8 protein-coding genes and 1 pseudogene are annotated in these 6767 nt (G+C 41.7%); 4 read left to right on the top strand and 5 right to left on the bottom strand.

The genetic code is table 11. The features are described 5' to 3' along the window. Positions 1-64 precede the first annotated feature (64 nt). Both HWQ42_RS13120 and HWQ42_RS13115 read left to right on the top strand, forming a co-directional pair. Positions 65-280: pseudogene (locus tag HWQ42_RS13120) on the top strand (DNA polymerase IV); the annotation flags it as partial. 253 nt (positions 281-533) lie between these two features. Further along, a complete protein-coding gene (locus HWQ42_RS13115) occupies positions 534-776 on the top strand; it encodes a transporter associated domain-containing protein (RefSeq protein ID WP_367119053.1) in 243 nt (80 codons plus the stop codon). A gap of 15 nt (positions 777-791) precedes the next feature. On the opposite strand, the gene HWQ42_RS13110 is transcribed toward HWQ42_RS13115, so the two are convergent. The 4 genes from HWQ42_RS13110 to HWQ42_RS13095 form a co-directional block, all read right to left on the bottom strand. Then, positions 792-1238 carry a hypothetical protein gene (locus HWQ42_RS13110; protein WP_292812621.1) on the bottom strand — a complete coding sequence of 149 codons (447 nt, stop codon included), beginning with the start codon at positions 1236-1238 and terminating at the stop codon, positions 792-794. A 563-nt stretch (positions 1239-1801) separates the two neighbouring features. Then, the gene (locus HWQ42_RS13105; protein ID WP_292812619.1) at positions 1802-2452 is read right to left on the bottom strand and encodes a hypothetical protein; all 651 of its coding nucleotides are present in this window, start codon (positions 2450-2452) and stop codon (positions 1802-1804) included. Positions 2453-2618: 166 nt separating this feature from the next. Next, positions 2619-3278, bottom strand: a complete 660-nt coding sequence (locus HWQ42_RS13100) for a DNA cytosine methyltransferase (RefSeq protein ID WP_292812617.1) — start codon at positions 3276-3278, stop codon at positions 2619-2621. Between the two features lie 123 nt (positions 3279-3401). Beyond that, positions 3402-3530 (bottom strand): hypothetical protein, encoded by a 129-nt coding sequence (locus tag HWQ42_RS13095; RefSeq protein WP_292812615.1) that lies wholly within the window; start codon positions 3528-3530, stop codon positions 3402-3404. Between the two features lie 267 nt (positions 3531-3797). On the opposite strand from HWQ42_RS13095, the gene aroQ reads away from it, so the two are divergent. Beyond that, positions 3798-4469 carry a gamma subclass chorismate mutase AroQ gene (gene aroQ / locus HWQ42_RS13090; protein ID WP_292812613.1) on the top strand — a complete coding sequence of 224 codons (672 nt, stop codon included), beginning with the start codon at positions 3798-3800 and terminating at the stop codon, positions 4467-4469. A gap of 676 nt (positions 4470-5145) precedes the next feature. On the opposite strand, the gene HWQ42_RS13085 is transcribed toward aroQ, so the two are convergent. Further along, positions 5146-5685 carry a CAP domain-containing protein gene (locus HWQ42_RS13085; protein WP_292812623.1) on the bottom strand — a complete coding sequence of 180 codons (540 nt, stop codon included), beginning with the start codon at positions 5683-5685 and terminating at the stop codon, positions 5146-5148. Between the two features lie 387 nt (positions 5686-6072). On the opposite strand from HWQ42_RS13085, the gene HWQ42_RS13080 reads away from it, so the two are divergent. Next, positions 6073-6327 carry a hypothetical protein gene (locus HWQ42_RS13080; RefSeq protein WP_292812610.1) on the top strand — a complete coding sequence of 85 codons (255 nt, stop codon included), beginning with the start codon at positions 6073-6075 and terminating at the stop codon, positions 6325-6327. Positions 6328-6767: the final 440 nt, after the last annotated feature.

The raw sequence follows: 6767 nt of genomic DNA, 5'->3' as shown, positions 1-6767 counted from the left end.
AGCACGGTTCCGAATGGGAGGGGTGATGCAGTAATGCACACCTCGACCCTACCAAGTCAAGTTTTCTGACTATCATCAGATAACCCGCAGTAAGACAATGCTTGCTCCCATAAGTGAATTATCTACGATTTTTGAGATAGCCAAAGCCCTGTTTGAGTCAATTGAACTGGAGAATCGTAGTGTCAGATTGTTGGGGATTTCGTTGTCTAACCTTGATAACGCCAAACAAACCCAAGTGATTCAATTGCCATTATTTCAGAATGGGAACATCATATTTTAGCGCAGGCGTAAGCCCCACTTCTAAAAAGCTCAGTTGTCGTCGTAAGCATTTCACAAGCTCATCAATGATTGTAATTGTGTGTCTGAATTATCTCTTAATTCTTGTTGTAATTGGGATAGTTGATTTTCTAACGCTTCAGCAGTCTGAATAAGATTAGACTGTTGAGCTATTTTTAGCTAAGTTTCTTTAATAGAGATTTTTCTCACCAGTTCATTGACTGCATCCACTGAATCATCATTTTCAGTAATCATAGCTGTTAGATGGACTGTTGCCAATTGATGAGTTGAAAGAGATTTTAGATATCAGAAAGTTGTTACCAGGGGCAGAGGTAAACTATCAAACTTTAGGGGGATTTGTCGTCAACCAATTAGGGCATATTCCCTTGGTCGCTGAACATTTTGAGTGGGTGGGACTACGCTTTGAAGTAGTTAGTATGGATGGAAACCGAATAGATAAAGTGTTGGTTGTGCCAATGCACGCTAAAAAAGACCAGTGAGCAATTGCCAGATGGTCACTTTCGCTCAAAAATATAGGACTGTGGATGACCTGTTGAACCTGGAACTCCAAGGATAAAGCGATTTCCGCCTTTCCATGTGGCAATTGCATTAACGATATAAGGCTCTGAGCTATTTCCTAAATAACTACTGTCTGGGGTGGGCGTAAATGTCAGATGAAACGCATTGCCGCGATGGGTTCCACTAATTTGAGCAAATCTGTCGCCATCGTCAGACTCAAAACTGCCGTATAGCTTGCCCGATTTATCTATAAATAGCAGCATCTGACCCTGAAAACCGACGTATTGCAGCCGACCTGTCCAACTCCCCTGGTAGGTTTCTCTGATTGCCGTTGACTGAGTTGGGGTGCTGGGCTGTGAAAGGACGGGTAGTGATCGCAGCAATCCAATGCATCCCATTATCAGCAATCCAGCTAAAACTAATTTTGTATGTTGCACTTTCATTTGGATTCCCTTTATAAAGAGTAGCGCTCTATCACAATATAGCCTTAGTAAGCTAATAGGCATTTAAAAGCTAAATCCAGTAAGGTAATTCTGCATTAGGAAAGACTGATTGAAGCATACCTGAGTAGAGTCTAGTACCAGCGCCCAAATCTAAAACTTTCGTAAGGATTCAGGTCTAATATTCAGGAAGTAAAGAAGGGCGAGACAGGGAGTTACTAGAATTAGCAATTAAAGCCTGTGCAAATGCTTATTTTGTAGCGGGTGGGGTATCAACTCGCTCATTGAGTTCTTGAAGTTCTATCACCCACTCTGCTACAATCCCTATGCGCTCGCAGTTGATTCTGATAACAATCCCGACATATCTAAGACACGTTGTGACCACGCGCTAACTTCAGCTTGAAGCTGAGTTAAAGTTGTAGCATCAGACCTAATTTTTTCCCAGTTAAATAACCAAGTAAAATACAAATCAACACTATGAGCCTACATCATCACTGCCATCAAAAAAAATGTCAGTTTCCATCCAGCGTGGCTGATCGCTATAGCGTTATTGATGAACTCTGACTCTACATATTGGCTTGGTGATGATGTCGGCGTAGCAGGAAAGCAGCACCAATTGCACTAATGCCCACCAGCGATAAGGAATTTCCCGATTCCGGTACTGAAGTGGGTATCTGGAAGGAGCCGCTAACTAAAGCCTGACCTATCAAAGGAACAGTTGGGTCTGGACTAATGGTGTAATTATCGCTAAGGGTGAGTGTACCGATAGCACCGTTAAATCTACCTGTACCACCACTAATGGTCAGAATACCAAAAGCTGATGCTGTCAGGTTTTCGAGGTCACTTGTAGCAGTGGCGGTACTGCTACCAATCAAACTATCATCACTGTCTTTGCTAAAAAACCTGTCAATGAGCGGTGGTAAACCTTCTAAACCAAACGTTACTGCATCTGGGCTAGCTGTAGATATACCAGTATTAGGATCGAGCCGAGAATAGCTCATGCTTGATAATTGAGTCAAACCGTAGGGAGCATTAAGACTATTACCAACGACCGTTCCCACCGAGATGTTCGGCGCAATCTCCCTCAAGCTAACTTCTAAATTGTAAACAGCCTCAAATTCATAATTAGTTTGTGCAATCGCTTTTGTAGTATCTAAAGCGAAACTTGCTAATGAAAGCACTACCGGAACAAGCCACACACTTTTTGAACGCAGCATTAGTTACTTCATCTTCAAGTTAATTTTTAGGTAAAAAATATTACTTTTTTGCTTTCCGAAAACAGCATACAGTACATTCAATTGCGGCGGCAATGAAAAAATTGTTGATTCGCTTGATATATCTTTAGATGTTTTTGTTAAGTCATATCGGTGTCGCTCCTTATCGTCATAAGTAAGCTCCTTTCAAAATACTTTGTGCTGACATGAATAATTGACCTGCGAAACTGGGAGGCACGGAATAGCCGATAATTGACCCCGCCGTTGCTGCCTCGCTGAGAAATTCGTACCAATCGGGAAACCCTTGTAACTTCGCCGCCCCCTCAATAGACAAAGACTTGACAGTACCATCAGGCAACCAGATATCAGCGAACTTGCTACGGTTGCAACCTTTGTGATCTGTGAAATGCGTAGGCGCAGCCCGCCGCAGGCATCGCAATATCGTATTGCAAGGTAAATATCCAGGTTTGTACTTGGATTCTGTACGCCCCCCAACTCTTTCTATTAGCAATGGTGTTGGCGCATTTCCGGCTAAAAATCTCTCCAAAGCTTGTTGTTGCTTGAGCAGTAGTTGAGAGTCGAGCATCATAGGAATGAGATGGGCGATACCTTCGGCACACTTCGTGAACGCCTCATACCAACCGCAAGGTGTAGCGCTCGAAGGTAGGGCAACATGAAAACCCTTGCTTGCAATCAGGACTAACCGCCGCCGCGCCTGGGGCAAACCAAAGTCAGCCATGTTGACCACGCCCTCAACGACTGAGTACCCCTCTTGCTCCAAAGCATTCAGGATGATGGCAAAACTCTGACTGTTCTGATAACGCGGCACATTCTCCAGCGTAAACACCCTTGGCTGTAACTGTCGGATGGCTTCTGCAACTGCGATAGCGAAGCGCCGACCTGTCGGTTCGCTGCACTCAGATCATCAGCCGTTTCAATACCCTTACCCGCTTTAGCAGAAATCTTCAGTCTTCTCGAAACACAACAAGGTAATATCTGCATTCGCCTGCTGTTGTTTCCGTACCCAAAGGTCAATCAACTGCTGCCTTATAGTGAAGAACTTCTCGGAACCGACGTTCATACTCAAGTTCAGGTAGTAGGATTGCCAGCACAGATAGCTTGCAGCAGGGACTCTGCACGAGATTTAAGAATATCTGCATTTGATTAAATGCTACTTCTTCGGTCTGTAATTGTATTTCAATCCTGCATACGCAACAGCTTATTGTTTTGTAATGAGCTTGCTTTTTGTGAGTAACTATGAGATATTTTGCTTGAGATTTAAATACTATATTCCTATCAACTTACTGTAAAAAAACTAATAACTAGCAGGCTGCATAAGTTTTTTGACATGAAATTAAGTTTTTTGACAAAGTATCCACTTCTGTTTATTATCATAATTTTCTTTGAGCTTTTTTTCAGTAGTAGAGTAGTTGCTGCTAGCTTCAAATTAGAATTTGCTGCCAAGAACTCTGGGTTGTTACAATCAGCAAATCCTCAAGGTATTACAAGTGCAGAGCAACAATTACGTGTAGATAAATTACTAAAATTGATCCAGCAAAGATTGCTAATTGCACATGATGTAGCCCGATGGAAATGGAATCACAAACGTCCTATCGAGGATCGAAAGCGTGAACAAGAGTTATTATTAAAGGTTAGGCAACAAGCAACAATCCATAGCCTAGAACCCGATACAGTTGCAGCATTTTTTCAAGCACAAATAGAAGCAGGAAAACTTATCCAAGCAGTTGATTTTCAAAACTGGCAAAAGCAAGGCATTAAATCTTTTCCTCACGTGCCAGACTTAAACCAGATATTGCGACCATCTTTAGATAAATTAAATACAGAGTTTCTTTTTGCTTTAACAGAACTGACTCAATTTCTAGGTTGTCCGCAGATACGGGAATTAATTCAGTCACGTTCCCAGGTGATTATTCAGGGAGATGGTATTGTCAAGCAAGTGCAGTCTGTTGCAATTTCACCCTTGTTGCAATTTCAAAGCACTTCTTGCTCCCGTCAGTAGACCGAAAAATTCTGCGATTGTCTTCTTCTAAATGAGACGATCGCCAACCACCTCCCGCAAGGCGATGTGCCATTGGGCAGAAATCCCTGGTGTTCTTGAAGCACAGTAATGTAATGTCCGCGCTAGCCTGCTGCTGTTTCCGCACCCAAAGCTCAATCAACTGCTGCCGAAGAGTGAAGAACGAGCAGAAACTGACGCTCGTACTCTTTTTTCAGCTTCAGTATCTTTGGTAGAAGCTTTCCACCATTTTAAAAGTTCAGGAGTTGGCGCGAACAGGGGAAGGTGTTTGCCTTTCCAGTTTTTGGGAGGGTACAGCGATATTGAGATGCCCTCGTTTATGATTTGTCCACTGTAATATGAAGTTAAGTATCCTAGAAAACCAAGTCCTACCACCCTGGTGCGGGGTTGAAAGCACGTAAAATACCAGATAATGGTAGCCCCTACGGAAGAGACTGATTATCTCGCTCTGTAAAGCGGGGACGAAAGCGGTTAATGGTGAAAATTGCTGAAAACACCAACCGTAAGCAAGAGTTTACGGGGAGAGCAAGCGAAATGTCGTTGAGCCATCGTCATATCTCACCAAGGAATATAAGCTTGTGTTTTGGACACACCTTGGGTCGGAAATAACCGATAGGGTAGGGACATTATTATCGTGCAAAACAATCAGAAATTAAATTTACCTAGTGCGAAAGAAAAGCTGTGTAAGGTAGACTTCGCCTTGATTATTAGTAGCAACGCCAATTCCAGTCAGGTTATAATTTCCTTTAAGGTTCTTTAGATGTCCCGGACTTTTGATCCAACCAGTAACAGCTTCGTCTACAGGGTTACTATATCCCCGATTAAAAGCAACATTTTCCGCCGCACTGTTGTAGGGAAGAGGGATAGCTTTGACTCGCCGTTCAAATCCCTGATGGCTGAATGGGGTTTTACCTTTAGCCATATTCTGGCTATGAATTCTTGCCTGTCGAGTGATATTTGCATTTAGGGTCAATTTTGGCAGTCCAATAGAGGCCCGATATCGATTAATTTCGTCAAAAACGGATTTTTCTAGTTCTGTAGTTTTAAAAGTAGGAGTCGATATTGCAACCTGACTGGAAAAAAGCGACAACATATTACGGGTGGATGTATTCGTAAAAAGATGATTTGGTATCGGAGCAGTCGTTAATCCACAAGCAAGGATAAGCGCACTTAAAGCGATGCCAAAAACTGAGCTTATTTCACTATGAACAAAACTAATAGTCTTTACTGCACCGTTTGGTACTTCAGGGATGGCAACAAATTCTCCTTTCTCATTTTTATAAAAACCTTTAATCCCAATACGGTTCGGATAAGCTCTTGAGGCAAGGAAGGAAAAAGAGTTATTGTTAAGCAATTTCTCTTCTTCTGCTTCTCTTGTCTCCCTGCTTCCCCTGCTCGCTTCAACAGATAATTTTATTAACCGAACCGTATTGCCTTTTACCCATCCGTTTTTTCTGAGGTGAGATATCTGCTTAACTACCATAAAATCTTTAAAAAGTAAGTCTTTTATAACACTTCTGAACTAATCGGCTACACGTATCTATAGATTAGTTCAGATACTCAGTAAGGTTGCCAAGGAATAGCAATGAAAAATTCATTAATTAATTGTGCTTTATCTTTACTATTGATATCTAGTTCAGCTTTTTCAGTGCCAGCGATCGCGTTAATGATTTGGGTGTCCCTGAAACAGCTAACGTATCCAAATGCTTGCTCCTGTATCCCTACTCATCAAGATCATACTTTACCTGCATCGGTAAATTTTTTCTCAGAAATCACCTTACTTAAACTTCTACCTTTGATACTGGCGGGAGATTATCGAAACTACGCTTATCTAAAATAGCCAATTTACAATAGAAAGACTTTGGCAACTTTAATAAATGGGAGTGCGATTGCATATAGATGACTTTGGTAATGGCTATTCATCCTTAAGTTCCCTGCATCATTGATTGAATTAACTAAGTTAAACTTGATATATAGGCTTTAATTTAGTCATGAAAATTAATTTCATAAAATAACTAAATATGAATGCTTTTAGGAAGTTTTCTAAAGGTGTTAATATTGCTGTAGAACTATTGCAGATGACCTATCTACACCGTACCCAAGTTTCAGCTTCCTGCCAAAGTTTGTGCAAAAAGAACTCAGTGTGATGGCTGATGGTGGTGAAAAACACACCTACAGCATCCTCAGAACTATCTAAGGGACTTCCAGAAAATAAACTATTCCACCAACAGTAATGATAATCATTTTAAAGGGGGGATGAAGGGGCTGCCGACGGCAGCC

The sequence above is a fragment of the Nostoc sp. JL23 genome, from assembly GCF_017115065.1.
GTDB lineage: Bacteria > Cyanobacteriota > Cyanobacteriia > Cyanobacteriales > Nostocaceae > Nostoc > Nostoc punctiforme_A.
Note: the sequence above shows the minus strand (reverse complement) of the source record. Positions and strands in the feature narration are given on the sequence as shown.

Bases quoted from the DNA above. Each gene is read 5' to 3' on its own strand.
- HWQ42_RS13110 (WP_292812621.1), bottom strand. From the start codon at position 1,238: ATGAAAGTGCAACATACAAAATTAGTTTTAGCTGGATTGCTGATAATG.
- HWQ42_RS13105 (WP_292812619.1), bottom strand. From the start codon at position 2,452: ATGCTGCGTTCAAAAAGTGTGTGGCTTGTTCCGGTAGTGCTTTCATTA.
- HWQ42_RS13095 (WP_292812615.1), bottom strand. From the start codon at position 3,530: ATGAACGTCGGTTCCGAGAAGTTCTTCACTATAAGGCAGCAGTTGATT.
- aroQ (WP_292812613.1), top strand. From the start codon at position 3,798: ATGAAATTAAGTTTTTTGACAAAGTATCCACTTCTGTTTATTATCATA.
- HWQ42_RS13080 (WP_292812610.1), top strand. From the start codon at position 6,073: ATGAAAAATTCATTAATTAATTGTGCTTTATCTTTACTATTGATATCT.